Origin of the sequence: Butyricimonas sp. Marseille-P3923 (assembly GCF_900184685.1) — a bacterium.
Taxonomy (GTDB): domain Bacteria; phylum Bacteroidota; class Bacteroidia; order Bacteroidales; family Marinifilaceae; genus Butyricimonas; species Butyricimonas muris.
Genome location: NZ_FXXL01000007.1, coordinates 884,670 through 898,755, shown reverse-complemented (window position 1 = coordinate 898,755; position 14,086 = coordinate 884,670). Strand labels below are relative to the sequence as shown.

Sequence of the window (14,086 nt, the reverse complement as noted above, 5' to 3'; positions counted from 1 at the left end):
AATACAATTAATCTTTTTTAGAGTAAGTTCTGTTTTTATTGCCTCCGTGGGCTTCCAAATATCCGAATTCAGTCAATTGACGCAGATAACGTTTGGCTGTTGTTTCGGTGAAGCCGAAAACACTGACAATAGTTTCGGTCTTTATTTCGTCTTTATCGACCATAAATAATAAAATATCGACCAATTTCTCAGCAATGGATAGCTTTATCGACCATTTATCAACCATTTTCTTAGTCAAGTCTGTTTTATCGACCACCTCTACCGACTTAACATACTGTTCGATGTCATGCTTCAAATGAGTGCAATGCAACTCGGTCATGCAATTAAGGAATATTTCTATATCCTCATTTTCTCTTGTATCGATCAGGACTTGTATATATTCCCCCTTATCTTCTTTGAGTACCTTTGTGGGCAGCACGTCATATTCCATTTGTAAAAGGTTCATCAGCAGGCGGCTGGTTCTGCCGTTGCCATCTGCCCATGGATGAATGGTGACAAGTTCATAATGTGCCCAAAAACTCAGTTCGTATATAGCAGCAATATCACCAGTATCAAGTGCTTTACGGCGGGCATTAAGTTCATTGCAAAATGCTTTCAGTTTCTGAGGCACTTTCATCCAGTTCATATAAGAGCGTCCACCTGCTCCGGCAGTAACATTCAGTTTGCGCAATTCTCCTTTTGAAGCGTCAAAATTACCGCCCAAAGAATTATATTCAGCCCCTGTTCTTGCCATAACTTTAGAGGCAAGCGTGATTAGAGAATCCACCGTGATGTTTTCGTGACGCTTTATCCATTCCCGACCATATTCGTATGCATTTTTCAGGTCAAGGTTCATCAACTGCTCAACCATGGGTTTACCTTTTGCGGTAATGCCCTCGTCAAATAGGAGCTGGGCTTCCACTTCTGTCACCGTACTGCCTTCAATAGCTGTAGAATGGGTAATAATGGAGTAGAGATAGAATTTTTCGTAATCTATCTGATTTGATATTCCCAGTTCTTTGTGCTGCTTGAGTAGTTGCAGCAAGATGGTTTTATTGTCTGCATTCATTACTTAAACTTTTTTCTTGCCGGTTACATACTCGTAGATGATACTCTTTTTGTAGTCCTTCAACTCCTGTATCTTCTCCCGCTTAATGGCAATCAAGGAGTCTATTTGGGCGGTCTTGGTGTCGAGGTATGTGACAATGGCAGTTTGCTCGTCTCTTGTTGGTAGTATAACTGATGTGGATTTTATAAGTTTTTGATTAACGCTAAATACTTTAATTCCGGAGACATGTGAACGAATCTGTTGTCTCCATATATCAGTTAAAAACTGGTAAGCGAGATATTTATAATCGCCAGCAATAATCGGACGAGCAATAATTGTATGATAACCAGCAAACAATGTTATATCTCTATCAACATATATAGCATTGCCACATCCTTCATAATCTTCAGAAGTGTCTGCAAAGAGGAAACAACCTTTCTGTACCAAACATTTTGGGTCTGAATTAAGATATGTGTCTGGAACATATTTTAAAAGGACATCATTGATTTGAGTTCCTAGGTTTTCTTTACTATGTATTTGCCCATAACTTAGCACAGGAATTCCACTCTCCACTAAGTTTTCTTTTGTGATATTCAATCCCTTTTCCGTATAGTAAAGCGATTTTAGTGGTTTTATCTTCCACCCCTCCGGCACTGCCCCAATCCATTCCACACCACTGTCTTTCATCTTTGCATTAGGGTCAAGTCCTTTGGTGACAGCCTCAGTAATTACAGACTGTTTGTAAGCCTGCAATTCCCCAATCATTTCTTCCTGCAAAGCAATCAAAAAGTCAATCTCCTCACATTTTTTGTCGAGAAAAGAGGCGATAGATTTTTGCTCAGGAAGAGGAGGAACACAAACTTGCAGCTTTGCCAAATCACCAAAATTCATACTTTGCCTAACACCTGAACCAATTCCGTATAAAACTTTGCACTCATCACAGGCTCGAAAGAAATAATTATAAAACACAGAAAAAACTTTTCCTCTACTTCTTATCGTAGTGTATGCAGAAGTTATTATTCCTCTCTGTTTACATATAGCAGTTCTAAGGCTTCTTTTATCATTCTGTAAGTCAGTCAAACGAAATACTATATCATCTTTTTGAATTATATTATATCCTTCAAAAGATTCGGGCAGAAGTCCTTCTTTGGTATTGATATCCTTATCTATTATTGCACCATAACTTAATGACAAAAGGTTATTTTCCTTATTGCCTGCATTTTTATTCTTATGTTCAAAGAAATATGTCGAGAGCATGAATATTCCCCACCCCTCCGGTATCTCTCCAATCCAAGCGACTCCACTATCTTTGTATGTATCGTAAGTCTTTGCCATAGCTATCCCAAAATTTTAGCCATCAATTCAGCTTCCTTTTGTTCCAACTCCTTCAGATGTGCAAAAATCTCTTCGCTCTTGCGTGGAGCTACATATTTGTAAAACTCACGTGTGAAGGGAATCTCATAACCAATCTTGGTCTTCTTTGCGTCAATCCAGGCATCCGGGGCATAGGGAAGAACATTCTTCTGCATGTATTCCTCAATATCCTCGGTCCAAGGGACAATCTCCGTATCACGTTTCTTGGAATCCGGCTGCGGTTTGCCTTTCTTCAAGATGGGTTCTCCTGTCTCTTCGTCAAGCAAAGGACGTTCAACGGTCAATTTGGAGTATTTAAAATACCCGTTGTCCAAGATCTTGCTCTCAACCTTCAAAGTTCCATCTTCACTTATGTATTCCCAATCTGTAAAGTCCTTGTATGCCTCCATGATAAGTTCTCGGCAGCTGTCACTTATCTCCACACGCTTATTTCCCAGACTCTTCCGGCGTTTGTCATAACATTGGCTTGCATCTATAAGCTGGACTTTACCTTGACGTTCTTCACTTTTGTTCTTGGTGATAAGCCAAATATATGTAGCAATACCTGTATTGTAAAAGAGGTCATTAGGCAACTGTACAATGGCCTCCAGCCAGTCGTTTTCCAAGAGATAGCCCCGGATCTCACTCTCGCCGCTACCAGCATCCCCTTTGAAAAGACTGCTGCCGTTCTGAATGATTGCCATTCTACCCTCATCTTCTTTCAGTTTGGCTATGCCATTTAGCAAGAACAGCATCTGGCCATCGCCAATGGCAGGAAGTCCGGGTGCAAATCTACCTGCTTCACCCAATGTATATTCATCCTCTACAGCCTTCTTCGAGGTTTTCCATTCTATACCAAAAGGTGGATTTGAAATGATATAGTCAAACTTATAACCGGAGAACTTGTCGTCCCCAAGGGTATCTCCCTGACGCATATTGTCGGCATTGCCACCCTTGATAAGCGTATCGGCTTTGGCAATGGCAAAGGTTTGGTTGTTCAACTCCTGCCCGTAGCTTGTAATCTCCGCTTCCGGGTCAATCTTCAGAAAACGTTCGGTAAGGCAACCCAGCATCTGGCTTGTACCCATCGCCATATCATAGATAGAGGCAGTAATACCTTCACGCTCCAACTTCTGTTCATCGTTGCCGACAAGCAGTTCTGCCATGAGGTAGATAATGTCGCGGGCGGTAAAGTGTGCTCCTGCCTGTTCGTCATAGCTTTCAGAGAATTTGCGCACAAGCTCTTCGAAGATGTAACCCATATCCACACTGGTCACCACATCGGCTCCAAGATAGGCTTTGGCGGTACAGAACTCTTTAATGACAAGGTACAGCACATTGTTATCAGCCATCTTTTGGAGTTCACGGTCGAAGTCCATACGATGTATGATGTCAATTACATTTTCAGAGAAATGATTGAGATATGATTCAAAGTTCTCTTTGATATTCTCAGGATCGTTCAGCAGGCTTTGAAATGTGAACGGAGAAAGGTTATAGAATTGCTGGCCGGCAGTTGTCTCCAAAAAACCCTTTTTCACCACAATACCATCTTTGTCAAGCTTGGCATTTGTATCAAGGACAGCCTGCTTGGTAGGAGCAAGAGTGTCTTCAAAGCGTTTGATAACGCACATTGGAAGAATGACATTACCGTACTCGTGAGGCTTATAAACACCTACTAACTTATCTGCTATAGCCCAGATAAGGTTTGCTTTCTCTTGAATATTAATCGTTGTTTGTTGCTGTATATTATTGTTCATATTAACGCACTGCATTATGTCTAGCTAAATTAAAGTTTAACGTCTATTGCTTGATTACGGCTACCAAGTTCGCCTTTATCTGTGCAGTGATTCTGCATAGATGAATATTTTTTCATACAATCATAGATTTTTTTGCCAAATTCATCCCTAAACCAGGCTGGAGATAGGACTTCAACATCTGGTCCGAATGAAAAAATCTGCTGTTCTAATTCCAAAGTGTGATATAGGGTAAGAGAAATGACACAGTCTTTTTCGCTTACCGTTTTTTGCGATTTATGAATCGGCTTGGAGGTTACATATTTAAAACGATGCGGAGAGAATTTTAATTGAAATTCTTCTAATTTTGCATCATATGGCACTGTGACCCCAACCACATTATCAAAATAGGAATTGAAATCAACAATTTCATTTTTACGAAATATATACGTACTTAATGCAAGACTTTTGATTCTGTCGAAAGCTAGATTTTTAATTCGTTCTTCCTTTTCATCTAAACCAAACAGATACCATCTACCATTGTACTGCTTTACGAAATAGGGATGCAATGTGTGCTGATGATAGTTTCCATTGACAGATATATATTCAATTTCCAACGGTTGGTGGTTGATTGTAGCATCAATAATGTCAGAAAGATATTCTAATCCTTTTAATTGTTCATTTTGTCCAAATGAAACAAGATTTTCAGCGTTGTTTTTGACACCAAATCTGATTTCAAGATTAGAGATGACTTCTTCCAGCCATCCGTTTGAAGGCAAACCCCTGTATTTTCCTAACATTTCTATGGTAGAGCGAAGATTCTGTACCTCTGAAACAGAAAGTTCATTTTTGTAAATAGAAAAATCTGGTTCTGAATAACGATAGTAGCATTTCTTACCATCATACGGAATAGCATCAAGGTAAACTCCATCTGGAAGCATTTTGCGAATAGCACTAAAATCACCACGCAGCTGACGTTCCAAAATCATGGACTTACAACCATTAGCATCATAAAGTTTATCGTTGACTTTTTCCAGCAAGTCTTCAATATTATATTTATGGTGATAATCGCTAAAGCATCGGTCTAAAACCATAAACCTATATTCCGCATTTTTATTCTTAGGCATAGTACTGAATCTGTTATATAGTAAAATTTGTCGGAACTTTAAAATACATAGTATCTTCCTTTGTAGAATGCAGCAAATCTTTCACATCTACATCAAGGACATTAGCAATCTGCAACAATGTTTCCAATCCCGGTTGTGAAGTGTTTGTGCACCATTTGGAAACCGTTGCCGGGTCTTTCCCTAATTGTTCTGCCAGCCATTTATTGGTCCGCTTCTTTTCAACAAGAACAACTTTGATTCGATTTATATCCTTCGTTGCTTCCATTTTGGATTCTATTATTTACCTTACCATGCAAAAGTAATGAATTTATTTCATTCAAGCATCATTCAAATTATATAATTTTCCATTGAAATTGCGAATTACATCAATATTTATAACCATCATTCACTCAAACTCGATAAAATTGTCTAACTTTGCGTATATCATTTATTCAAGAAAATTATGGCAATAGAAAAACTGACAACATTAGCCTTTTCCATGTATTCCAACAAAGGTGCTTATGCTCTTTTGCTTGGTTCAGGAATATCACGCTCTGCACATATACCAACAGGATGGGAAGTTGAAACAGCTTTAATAGAACAGCTAGCAGCTTCAAAAAAAGATATTATAAAGGATAATCCGCACCGATGGTTTAAAGATAGATATGAGAAAGAAACCTCGTATTCATTCCTGTTGGAAGAGTTGGTAAAAACCCCCACTGAACGAGTGCAGTTAATGAAACAGTTTTTTGAGCCCACTGAAGAAGAAAAAGAATTGGGCTGGAAACAACCAACAAAAGCCCATAAAGCAATTGCCAAATTGGCAAAAGCCGGTTATATCCGCGTTATTTTGACGACTAATTTTGACAGATTGCTAGAACAGGCATTTGAAGCAGAAGGAATAACACCTCAAGTGGTTTCTCATGAAGCCGCCATATTACAAGCTACACCACTTACTCATTGTCAAATTCCGACAATTATTAAAATCAATGGTGATTATATTGATTGCCAATTTAGGAACACGACAGAGGAATTGGATGATTATCCTCCAATAATGAGACGATACCTTGAACGAATTTTTGAAGATTATGGACTTATAACTTGCGGATGGTCCGGAGAATGGGATAAAGGACTTATTAAAATTATATCTGAAGTAATAACACCAAGATATAATTCGTTTTTCGCAACTGTTGGTTCAGCCAAAGAAGTATTGCAGGAATTAACACGACTAAGACACGGTGAACTATTACCTATAAATGGCGCTGATGAACTATTTTCAGAATTATTGGAGCAAATTTCTGCTTTAAATGAGAACCATATCAGTAAGAATATGGGACATGACATAATGATTGCAAAATGCAAAAAATATCTATCATTAAGTCAGTACGATATTGAGTATATGGATTTAGTGGAACGATTAGGCAATAACGCCTATGACATGATAAATGCCCATGCTCAATACAACTTTGCCCTAACACAGGAATCTTTCTCAAATTATTTGGAACATCACAAAAACGCAATTACTCCTTTGATAGAAATCGCAATTTTGGCAATCAGGTGGGGTAAATGGTATCACATTAAGCCTTTTGGTGAATTATTGGTAAAATTGTGTATCAAGCCTTTCAAAAACGGCGAAAGCTTCATAGAAGGGACTCAGTATATACACTCAATAGCTCCAATGCTATTATTAAATGCCATCGGTATTGCCTGTATTAAATACAGTAAATTCAGAGAACTTGATAGTATTTTGAAACTATCCGTCCCAGCTCCTAATTTTATGACAGTTTCATATAGAGAGCCATTGTTAACCTTGTTGGGTAGCACTCATTGGAATTATGAAACATGGAATGAATTAATAGGACAACGTTATTATTATCCTATCAGTCTCTTTTTACTCAATGAATTGCGTCCTTTATTTGAGGATTTTTTTGTTGTCAATTCGGAGTATGAAAACACCTTTTATATCTGGGAACGTATGAAATCTTTAATATACGGCTACAACAAATGTTCTATTCTTAGAGAGTTCGATGTCCCATTAGGACAGTTTGTGCGAAGTGAAAAAGAATATGAATTGAGAGGCATGGGGAAAGAACCATATACTATATTTTGGAAAAGTGCTGATTCACTCAAAAATGAATGGCCTCCTATAAAGCAGGGAATGTTTGGCGGTCGCTATGAAAATTACAAAGCGATTAATGAACAAGCGATTGATTTTTATTCAAAGCATCGGAGATATTAATATAGTGCATAGATAATTACCGCAATGGTCAGATTATTCCAAAGATTCTGATTGAACCATCCCAAATTTTCGGATAGTTCACTGTCTGAATTAATCTATACATCCTAAATTCACCAAAACGAAACGGTTAACCATTCTACCATATCAACCAACTGGTTGATATGGTAGCTTTCTTTATCATACTCAATCTATCATATGATATGCAAAAACACATCTTCTTCTTTATTTTATGACAGATTGTTACTTTTATTCATCATATAGAAAAGTCCAGTCTTTTGACGCATATTCCCTTTCAAGCTCCGCCAAATCTTCTTTAATTCGTTCACGGAAGCTCTCTTCGCTATCATCTCCACTCATCATCCAATCTACACGAGTTGCATATATTTCTGCTATACGAATTTGCCGATAAGCCTCCTTCATAACATTTATTATCTCATCGGACAGTTCCAACACATCCGCTTCATCGGGATAGCGGTCATAATAACAATGGTGAATTGAGTATAATACTGGAATTTGTTCACAGTCAGGAGTGTCGGGCATATTTCGCTTTTTCGATTGGAAAATTACCCCATCATCAAAGAATCGTCGGTCAGCATATTTTTGTTCTGCCTTGACTATAGTTTTATCTAACAAAAGAAAAGATTCCGCATCTTCATAACTGGCAAAACTCATGTAGTCCTTATAGCTATGGTATGAGCTAAGGCTATCCTTCTCGTAAATAGTCCAATAATCTTCACAAATTTTCTCAGGCTTAGGTCGTAAAGCTCTTGCAATATCACGCTCAATAGAATTAGCTATCTCTCCGAAGGCAATCATATGCCGATTAAAATATCCACCACTCATAGTTATATAATTTAATCAATTCTATTTCATCAACTCAACGATATTTTCCGGTAACATCGCATTCCCGACATCATCTTTCGGGACGTTTTTCAGAAATAGGACCGGAATAATCGTGTAATTTTTGGCAAATGGTAACAAATTGGCTTTGCGGAGAAGTTCAGCTGTCAGTTGTTTGCCGTTCTCTTGGGTTGTCCACTTGCATTCACCAACCAGCAGATACTTTTTGTCAAGCGATTCGGCCACAATATCGAATTCGACCTGTTCTGGCTTCTTATCCTCATTGAGAACAGAACCCCACCACCGTTTTGCTTTGCCATAAACTACACCCTTGACAAGATTTCCTGTAACGGCATCCCGACACACTTTTTCCCACTGCATACTCACATACTCAGAGAAATGGGCAGTCAAAGCCTGTTCTATGGGTAAGCGACGACCAAGTTCAATGAACGAACGGTTAGGAACAACAAACTGATAGTAGAATGCCATAAATGGATCGGCTATCTTGTAGAGGCTCTTTTTCGCATTCTTTTCATCAATACCGAACGGAACATCTTTTTCCAAGAATCCGAGATCGATAAGTTTCTTCAACGGACGCGAGAGATTGGTTGCCGGCTCATTGCATCGTGCTGCAATCTCAGAAAGCCGGTTTGCACCAGTCCCGATATAAGACATGATCGTTGAAGTCTTGACAATATCCTTGACATCATCCTGAAATAGTTTTATAGGCTCCTCATAAAGAGTTCCATTTACAGAAAGGATATTGCGCCACAGGGCATCATCAAGCGAACTTCTGTTTTCCCTCAATTCCCAATAACGCGGTGCACCGCCCCATACGGCATACTCTTCAATGGCATTCATCGCATTAAGATGCAAAGCCTCTTGAATATACGGTAAACGTATCGGTGCAAGCCTCATTATTTCATCAGCACGCCCATATAGAGGTGCAGTAGAATCAAGGAACAACCCATACATCATATTTTGTGATGAACCGCAAAGCACCAGGTTATACTTCAACTGCTTTTCATCAACAAGTTTCTGCAATACAGACGGCAGCTCTGGTGATTGCTCTACAAGATACGGAAATTCATCCAAACATAGAGTAAAACGTTTGTTTGTCCGATAATTGACCGCACGAAATATAGATTCCCAATCTGGATATGTCAATTTGTCGAAATCCGGAAACACTTGTGCAATCACTTTTGCAAGCAATATCCTCTGGTGTTGGTCTTCAGAACGATCGGCAAGGAAATAAACATCCGTGTCCGACAACACCCTTTTGATAAGCGTTGACTTACCTAACCGTCTGCGACCGTACATCACGACTAACGAGGACTTCTCTCTTGCAAGAGCGTCCTTCAAACGTGCTGCTTCATCTATTCTATCAACGAATTTCATATGTCTTATTTATTATGTGATGCAAACATAATGTTTTTGAAACATAACACAAAATTTTGAGCCATGTTTTTTTTATTCCAACAGAACAAATTGTCACTTTTGTATAGGAGAACATGCACTCTATTCCTTTTTTGAAGCTCTTTTCCTTGTTTTCAAACTCAAATCTTGCAAAGCTTTTCCCAACTTGTCTTCTTTGGCCAGCCACAGAATATCATCGTCAAGCTGCAAAGCATACAACACTCGCAAGTAAATTCCGATTGCTACTGTTGGTATGCCTTTCTCTATTCGAGACACGGTCAACGGAGAGCAAGTAGCGCGTTCCGCAATCTGAGCCACACTCAGATTCCTGCGCAAGCGAGCCAGTTTAATCTGCTCTCCCACAACCGACATCTTTTGCTCCAATTTTCGGGGCAACTTGGTTCCCATTGTATTCTTTGCCATATCAACTCATTATATAATATACAAAGATACTACTTTTTATTTATTTAATGATATATTGCAGGTAAAAAATGCAAGATTGGGAGACATGGTATTTAAGCGATTCTACACTTTTTAAAGCGAATAAATCGGATTTATTACACTTTTCCCAACGAATCACCTCAATTGCACAACATTTTTTCGAGCGAATCCAATGTTAATTTTACAAAAGCTACATCAGCTTCCGACAAGTATTTTGGAAAAGGGCGTAAAACAAGGTGATTTTGCTTTGGAAAAATGTAAACGCTATCATATTGTTTGTAAACGCCAGTATGCCCACATAACAAACAGTATATTATTCGTAGTATAAATACAAACACACCCTACAACATATATTTAAGATTAGTTTGGTCATTCAAATGAAAAGCAACTTTACTTTATTTCCGTATTCATGTATACGTGCATTAAAATAAAGCTAAAAAAGGGGTAGAAAAGAGATGGCTGCGCCAAAGTCGAACGATACTTGCCGACTTTTTCTTTTGGTTGCAATAACAAGCTAAAACACCCGTGAATCTGTATTCCATTTTGTAGCCCGAATCGGCGAAATTATCCCCGATATGCCTTATCTTTGCGAAACGGAGATTTAAGAGCAAAAGTGAGCGCTTTTTATCTTTTTCCCTTCGTTTGAAGACAAACTAAGGTTAAAAACGTTAAATCTTCGATTTTTGACGAAAAAACAAGTAAATTTTCGAGCAGTCTATCTTTTAAGTCGTAAACCACTGATAATCAACTGGCATAATATGCTGCATCGGGAAATAAATCCATATTATTAACGATCACCATAAATATTACAGTTATGAAAAAGTGTAAAATTACCGTTATGAGAATAGCTTGCTATCAAGATTTGATGGCAAAGTATGAGAATCCTATGGAACATGCTTGTGATATGAAAGAAGGACAAATTTTCATAGCTAATGGTTGGAAGAAGCCCGAAGGTATGTGCGATAGTGCTTGGGAGAGCATGTCTTCTTTTGTAATGACTTTAGCGCATGGCGGAGGTAATTTTTATAACGGGTGGATGAAAAATGAGAAATCAGCCATGATATCGTGCAATGACGGTTTTCGTCCTGTTAGTTTTTTGATTGAGGCATTGGAAGAAGAGGCCGAATGAGGGGTATTCAAATGGATTTCAAAACTAAACTATCTCGGCGTATCGGAATGGATGATATTCGTGAGATACTTTTTCTTGTCGAGAGTGATGACAGTCAAAAGCAGAAATTGTATGATTTAATTATCGGTGATGATGGGGTTATCGGTTATCACGCGGCGTGGGTTTTTACTCATTTTTCACCGGAAAACAGAAAGTGGTTGTACGGGAAACAGGATGAATTGATAGATGAAGTATTAGCTTGTAAACATGGGGGAAAACGGAGGGTAATTCTTTGTTTGCTCTATCAGATGCCACTAACAAATCCGCCAAGGGTGGATTTTCTTGATTTCTGTTTGGAAAAAATGATGTCGTGTCAGGAATTACCGGGGGTAAGATCGCTTTGTATGAAATTGGCTTATGAATTATGTCTTTCAATTCCTGAATTGATGCGAGAATTAAAAATGGCACTTACGATAATGGAAGTTGATACATTACCATCTATGCGAACTGTTCGAAAGAATGTGCTGAAAGCGATGGGGAGAGGGAAAAGTTTGCAAACTTTCTGATTGAGCAATTTGTTAGTAAGCTAATTATCTTGTGATTGTCATCAGGGAACGTTTTCAAGAACGAACATATCATTCATTGCTTTTGTGCTTAATTATAGTTCTGTTATCAGTATTGATAACCTTTTCGGCTCAAATGCAAGTAAAATTTGATAAAGTCAGCTCAATTTAAGTCGATAAATTTACAAGAATATAGCTAACTAGGATAAAGTCGCTGATATTCAGCGACTTTACTTATAATGTAAACGAGTGTGGTAAAATCACCGAATTACTCCACGTGCGTGTACCAACTACCGGAAAAATCAAGTTGATTTTCCCCGGCAAAAAAGATATACACGTGTGCCGTGCAGCCGATAGATTCGTCAAGAGTGAATTCCCCTTGCAAATCTCCCCGGCAGCCATTCACTTCCGGGGCTAATCGGGGTGAGCGTGTCAAGTTGTCGTACAAGACGCCAACTTGCATTTTGTCCGTTGCCGCCGCGGTTTTCCACTCTCTTTCTTCTTCCCATGTCACGAGGAAACGATTGCCTTCCCGCTTTATTTGTAAATCACGGGGCAATGCCAGTTTCCCCACGGTGAACACGAATCCCTCGAAGTCCGTGATTTCGCCTGTTCCGTCAAAACAACGGAAATTGGTCGAGTTGAACAAATTGGGGGCTATTTTCCCTTGTGCCTTGGCGGCAGTACGCCACACGGTAGGGGATACCTGTTTCATGTATTCCTTGTAAAACAGTTGTACTGCCTTGAAACGGGTGATTATCTCCTGTTGCTTGGGCGTGTGCCCTTCCACTTCCCATTTCCTTTTTTTCCCGGGAATGGCATATCGTTTGACGTGCGTTTCGCCATTCCACGTGTAATAAATCATGTTGCCTCTTCTGCCACGGATTTTGCCGTTAAAAAAATCGAATATTTTCATAATAAGATACTTGATTTTGTTAGTTGTCTTCATGTTTCCTCCTCCGGTTCCAAGTACTGTGCTTGAGAAACTTCCGTTTTATCCGCCTTCGTCGCGAACGTGTACACGACTAAGTCTTCTCGCTTCACCCCATATTGCAGTGTCATGAACACGGAACCGTATTCCTTCCGGTTACGAAGCTGTATTAATTGCCAATCACCTGATTCTTTTTCCAACAACACGCCGTACACCAAGTCATCCGCGTAAGCATTTTCCTCGTCTTCCATTCCTGTTTGCGTGAAAACAAGCTTGTTTGTCATGCTGTTGTAGCTAAGCGTCACATTCGGAATTGCTAATGTTCCATTCGTGCGAAGCAGGCGTTTGTAGTCAGCCATAACCGTATCCTCGTCCGATTGCCGGAGTGCATTCGTGAACGAGAAGGGGAGTCCCGTTTCCGGAACTCCCTTTTCAACATTCGTCATGCTTCTTCCTCCAATTCTAAAAACTGTGACTTGGAAGCTTTCTTTTTGTTTGCACTCAGCGCGAACGTGTACACGATCAGGTTTTCTTTCTTCCACCCTTGCGGTAACGCTGCAGAAGTGGAACCTCCTTCACCTCGAACGCGAAGCTGCACCAATCGGCAAAAGCCTTTTTCTTTCTCCAGTAACACGCCATACACGAGGTCATCTGCGTTGCAATTCACCTCTTCCTCCATGGCTGTTTGCACGAAGGCAAGTTTGCTATTTGCGGCTTGATAGCTAACTGTCACATCCGGAACCACGAGTTGTCCATTCGCGCAGAGCAGGTGTTCGTAGTCAACCGTGACTATATCGCCTTCCACCGTACAAATGTCCTTGTTCAGGTGATGGAATGCATTTCTCGCTAAAAGTCCCCTTTTGCGCTGCGGAAAACCGATAACGATTGCCGGTTGCAGATTTTTTGTTAATTCTACTAACATTCCGAACCTTTTCCGTTGTTCAACGGCGGCAGGAGAATCGGAACTTTTCCTCTCCGCACCTTTTCTGCGCGCGATATTATCGCTGTATCGCATATAATACGATACTTTGCCCACTGAGCCAATAATGGCACCGAGCATATCAACGTAAATTTTTGCCATAATCAACAAAAAATTTAAGTTTATAATAACCTGCTAATTATTTTTTAGACGTACAGACCACTCACAGGCAAAATAGCCTACGCCCTTTGAGTAATTTTGAAGACGGGGTAAACGACACGAAGTAAAAACCTTTTAATGCCACGTAGCAAGAAGCTACAGTCTTCAATAGTAGATAGCCCAAAAGTAATTTACTTTCGTAAAGTAAAATACTTTTATAAATTGACTCAATAATATGAGTCAATGTTGAT

At 39.4% G+C, this 14,086-nt stretch carries 14 protein-coding genes; 3 read left to right on the top strand and 11 right to left on the bottom strand.

Features of this window, described 5'->3' with window-relative positions; genetic code table 11:
* Positions 1 to 7: 7 nt before the first annotated feature.
* The 5 genes from CS948_RS15380 to CS948_RS15360 are packed head-to-tail and all read right to left on the bottom strand — an operon-like array spanning position 8 to position 5,505.
* On the bottom strand, positions 8 to 1,048 hold the full coding sequence (locus tag CS948_RS15380; RefSeq protein ID WP_099292571.1) for a Fic family protein: 1,041 nt from the start codon (positions 1,046 to 1,048) through the stop codon (positions 8 to 10).
* A 3-nt stretch (positions 1,049 to 1,051) separates the two neighbouring features.
* Positions 1,052 to 2,362, bottom strand: coding sequence for a restriction endonuclease subunit S (locus tag CS948_RS15375; protein ID WP_099292570.1), 1,311 nt, complete (start codon positions 2,360 to 2,362; stop codon positions 1,052 to 1,054).
* A 2-nt stretch (positions 2,363 to 2,364) separates the two neighbouring features.
* On the bottom strand, positions 2,365 to 4,137 hold the full coding sequence (locus tag CS948_RS15370) for a class I SAM-dependent DNA methyltransferase (protein ID WP_099294573.1): 1,773 nt from the start codon (positions 4,135 to 4,137) through the stop codon (positions 2,365 to 2,367).
* Positions 4,138 to 4,166: 29 nt separating this feature from the next.
* The gene (locus tag CS948_RS15365) at positions 4,167 to 5,240 is read right to left on the bottom strand and encodes a YafY family protein (protein ID WP_099292569.1); all 1,074 of its coding nucleotides are present in this window, start codon (positions 5,238 to 5,240) and stop codon (positions 4,167 to 4,169) included.
* Between the two features lie 13 nt (positions 5,241 to 5,253).
* Positions 5,254 to 5,505, bottom strand: a complete 252-nt coding sequence (locus tag CS948_RS15360; protein ID WP_099292568.1) for a helix-turn-helix transcriptional regulator — start codon at positions 5,503 to 5,505, stop codon at positions 5,254 to 5,256.
* 177 nt (positions 5,506 to 5,682) lie between these two features.
* Here CS948_RS15360 and CS948_RS15355 point away from each other — a divergent pair, with 177 nt between their 5' ends.
* Positions 5,683 to 7,458, top strand: a complete 1,776-nt coding sequence (locus tag CS948_RS15355; RefSeq protein ID WP_255302032.1) for an SIR2 family protein — start codon at positions 5,683 to 5,685, stop codon at positions 7,456 to 7,458.
* 246 nt (positions 7,459 to 7,704) lie between these two features.
* On the opposite strand, the gene CS948_RS15350 is transcribed toward CS948_RS15355, so the two are convergent.
* The 3 genes from CS948_RS15350 to CS948_RS15340 form a co-directional block, all read right to left on the bottom strand.
* A complete protein-coding gene (locus CS948_RS15350; RefSeq protein WP_099292567.1) occupies positions 7,705 to 8,301 on the bottom strand; it encodes a hypothetical protein in 597 nt (198 codons plus the stop codon).
* Between the two features lie 21 nt (positions 8,302 to 8,322).
* Positions 8,323 to 9,696, bottom strand: coding sequence for an ATP-binding protein (locus CS948_RS15345; protein ID WP_099292566.1), 1,374 nt, complete (start codon positions 9,694 to 9,696; stop codon positions 8,323 to 8,325).
* A gap of 120 nt (positions 9,697 to 9,816) precedes the next feature.
* Positions 9,817 to 10,137 (bottom strand): helix-turn-helix domain-containing protein, encoded by a 321-nt coding sequence (locus CS948_RS15340; RefSeq protein ID WP_099292565.1) that lies wholly within the window; start codon positions 10,135 to 10,137, stop codon positions 9,817 to 9,819.
* A gap of 832 nt (positions 10,138 to 10,969) precedes the next feature.
* On the opposite strand from CS948_RS15340, the gene CS948_RS15330 reads away from it, so the two are divergent.
* Positions 10,970 to 11,284 carry a TIGR04076 family protein gene (locus CS948_RS15330; RefSeq protein ID WP_099292564.1) on the top strand — a complete coding sequence of 105 codons (315 nt, stop codon included), beginning with the start codon at positions 10,970 to 10,972 and terminating at the stop codon, positions 11,282 to 11,284.
* 11 nt (positions 11,285 to 11,295) lie between these two features.
* Positions 11,296 to 11,829 (top strand): hypothetical protein, encoded by a 534-nt coding sequence (locus CS948_RS15325; RefSeq protein ID WP_099294569.1) that lies wholly within the window; start codon positions 11,296 to 11,298, stop codon positions 11,827 to 11,829.
* A gap of 265 nt (positions 11,830 to 12,094) precedes the next feature.
* On the opposite strand, the gene CS948_RS15320 is transcribed toward CS948_RS15325, so the two are convergent.
* From CS948_RS15320 to CS948_RS15310, 3 genes are read right to left on the bottom strand one after another with little or no spacing between them, the layout of a single operon-like run.
* Entirely contained in the window at positions 12,095 to 12,742 is a 648-nt protein-coding gene (locus CS948_RS15320) for a hypothetical protein (RefSeq protein ID WP_099294567.1), read from the bottom strand.
* Between the two features lie 29 nt (positions 12,743 to 12,771).
* Positions 12,772 to 13,203 (bottom strand): hypothetical protein, encoded by a 432-nt coding sequence (locus CS948_RS15315; RefSeq protein ID WP_099292563.1) that lies wholly within the window; start codon positions 13,201 to 13,203, stop codon positions 12,772 to 12,774.
* Entirely contained in the window at positions 13,200 to 13,838 is a 639-nt protein-coding gene (locus CS948_RS15310; protein ID WP_099292562.1) for a DUF6266 family protein, read from the bottom strand. The genes CS948_RS15315 and CS948_RS15310 overlap by 4 nt, the downstream gene beginning before the upstream one ends.
* Positions 13,839 to 14,086 lie beyond the last annotated feature (248 nt).

Bases quoted from the DNA above. Each gene is read 5' to 3' on its own strand.
- CS948_RS15380 (WP_099292571.1), bottom strand. From the start codon at position 1,048: ATGAATGCAGACAATAAAACCATCTTGCTGCAACTACTCAAGCAGCAC.
- CS948_RS15355 (WP_255302032.1), top strand. From the start codon at position 5,683: ATGGCAATAGAAAAACTGACAACATTAGCCTTTTCCATGTATTCCAAC.
- CS948_RS15330 (WP_099292564.1), top strand. From the start codon at position 10,970: ATGAAAAAGTGTAAAATTACCGTTATGAGAATAGCTTGCTATCAAGAT.
- CS948_RS15310 (WP_099292562.1), bottom strand. From the start codon at position 13,838: ATGGCAAAAATTTACGTTGATATGCTCGGTGCCATTATTGGCTCAGTG.
- CS948_RS15320 (WP_099294567.1), bottom strand. From the start codon at position 12,742: ATGAAAATATTCGATTTTTTTAACGGCAAAATCCGTGGCAGAAGAGGC.
- CS948_RS15375 (WP_099292570.1), bottom strand. From the start codon at position 2,362: ATGGCAAAGACTTACGATACATACAAAGATAGTGGAGTCGCTTGGATT.
- CS948_RS15325 (WP_099294569.1), top strand. From the start codon at position 11,296: ATGGATTTCAAAACTAAACTATCTCGGCGTATCGGAATGGATGATATT.
- CS948_RS15340 (WP_099292565.1), bottom strand. From the start codon at position 10,137: ATGGCAAAGAATACAATGGGAACCAAGTTGCCCCGAAAATTGGAGCAA.
- CS948_RS15365 (WP_099292569.1), bottom strand. From the start codon at position 5,240: ATGCCTAAGAATAAAAATGCGGAATATAGGTTTATGGTTTTAGACCGA.
- CS948_RS15370 (WP_099294573.1), bottom strand. From the start codon at position 4,137: ATGAACAATAATATACAGCAACAAACAACGATTAATATTCAAGAGAAA.
- CS948_RS15360 (WP_099292568.1), bottom strand. From the start codon at position 5,505: ATGGAAGCAACGAAGGATATAAATCGAATCAAAGTTGTTCTTGTTGAA.
- CS948_RS15350 (WP_099292567.1), bottom strand. From the start codon at position 8,301: ATGAGTGGTGGATATTTTAATCGGCATATGATTGCCTTCGGAGAGATA.
- CS948_RS15345 (WP_099292566.1), bottom strand. From the start codon at position 9,696: ATGAAATTCGTTGATAGAATAGATGAAGCAGCACGTTTGAAGGACGCT.
- CS948_RS15315 (WP_099292563.1), bottom strand. From the start codon at position 13,203: ATGACGAATGTTGAAAAGGGAGTTCCGGAAACGGGACTCCCCTTCTCG.